Origin of the sequence: Aeromonas sp. QDB11 (assembly GCF_027705265.1) — a bacterium.
Lineage (GTDB): Bacteria > Pseudomonadota > Gammaproteobacteria > Enterobacterales > Aeromonadaceae > Aeromonas > Aeromonas allosaccharophila.
The window spans coordinates 1-949 of the sequence record NZ_JAPDBM010000198.1 but is presented as its reverse complement, the minus strand read 5'-3'; the positions used below and the strand labels follow the sequence as shown (position 1 = coordinate 949).

The following is a 949-nucleotide window of genomic DNA, read 5'->3' as shown; positions in this document are numbered from 1 at the left end:
TACCTGAAGCAACACCGCTTATATACCCGCACACTTGGAATTATTTGAGTCTCTAAAAATGAGGGGATCTCTGAGGTAGTAACCAATAGGAAAGGCAGCACTTTAAGAACTGGCTTTCCCGTGAGATTACTGTCCCCTGGTTTCCTTTGCTGCACTATTGGCTCGCTGATCAACGCTATTGATCACTGAGGTGGCTACAGAGCCAGTCAATAAAGGCTCGGTTGGGTATAGCACCAACGCCTCACGACGCAGTGCATTGGCCTCCTCAATCCGCCCCAGTGCATTAAGAGCTATGACCATATTGGCGTATATATTGGCTCTTGGCGTATGGCGAACAAACTCATTGCCCCACTCTAGATAAGCTTCAAGTTCACCTTTGTTATGAGTCTGCAAACCGACCATAAGACGAACCGAGTTCACATCGAACTCTACTCTGGTCAACCATGCCATTGGATTGACGATATCCAGTAACAAGGTCGGCTCCTTATAGCCACCTCGCTCATATTTGGTAACTACCCAAGCGGTATGGATCGCAGTCAGCATAAAAGGAACCACGACCAGAGGGATCGCAATTGCCATAAAACGTAATAACAACCATGGGCGATACTCAAATTCCCACCATGTGACATGAGCCCCATTCGCAAGCCCTGCTTCTTCAACCTCAACATCAATGATGTAAATAAGCGTCAGAAGCAGCCACCACAATGCGATAGCATGATAGAGAGGATATTCAGTCTGGGTATGCAGCAAGATGGGTGTAACCAGCGCCAACAACGCCATTCCATGACTCAATCTTGTCTTGCTTAGCCGCCACAATAGTGCCCCCCCCATGATCACCATTCCGACCATGGGGGCAATGCCACCTTCAACAGCCCCCCCGGTGTCAGAATAGTTGTCGCCTAATCTGAATAATCTAAATGTGAAGACCGGGGGCGGATAAAGAGTGTCG

The 949-nt window shown here is 48.5% G+C and carries 1 protein-coding gene; it reads right to left on the bottom strand.

Annotated features, from left to right (window positions below):
* Window positions 1-126: 126 nt before the first annotated feature.
* Window positions 127-949: Wzy polymerase domain-containing protein (locus tag OKC40_RS22635; protein WP_270797044.1), on the bottom strand; the 823-nt coding region annotated here is incomplete at its 5' end.